Raw genomic sequence first — 645 nt, forward strand, 5'->3', positions numbered from 1 at the left:
AAGGTCTTTAAGACGTTCTGATAAAAAGGTGGGTTGAAGGTGAAAGTTCTGCAGCTGCGCAATCGGAAGCCATTGGTAGATCAGCCGCTCCCCCTCAAGACCATAAAAAGGCTCCTGTTGAAAGTGGTTCTGATCTGTTTTTAATAAATGGTAAAAGCCCAACTCATGATAATCTTTCCCGTTGTATTCAAAAAAGTTTTCGGCGATCCAAAGCGTCTGAACGACATCGACTTCATAGCCAAGCTCTTCCTCCATTTCTCTTACCACGCTATCCTCGGATTTTTCCCCCATCTCAATGCCTCCACCCGGAAGCGCCCAGTAGGTATCGCCCTTCTGTTTGTGAAACAGGACATGGCCGTTCTCCATCAAGACACCAGCCGCACGGTAATTGAACCTCTGCTTCCCTACCTCATACCTGACATCCATCGAATCCCCTCCTCTGCGAGTGTTTAATCTACTTAGACTGTACCATAAATTGGAATGTAGTTGGGCATACGGCAAACCACCCGCAACAATAAAATTATTTGATTAGGAAATACTGATGAACAGAAGAAGTTCGTTTTGGAAACCGATACATAAAGGAGATCTTTTATGAAAAACCATCACCTCGTCAAACAAGCGGTCCATCATAAAAAACAAAAAGAA

General features: G+C 43.9%; 1 protein-coding gene. It reads right to left on the reverse strand.

The window, feature by feature from the left end:
* On the reverse strand, positions 1-426 hold a 426-nt coding region (locus LD39_RS20545; protein WP_035553088.1), incomplete at its 3' end, for an NUDIX hydrolase.
* Positions 427-645 lie beyond the last annotated feature (219 nt).

The organism is Halobacillus sp. BBL2006, assembly GCF_000786645.1.
GTDB lineage: Bacteria > Bacillota > Bacilli > Bacillales > Halobacillaceae > Halobacillus.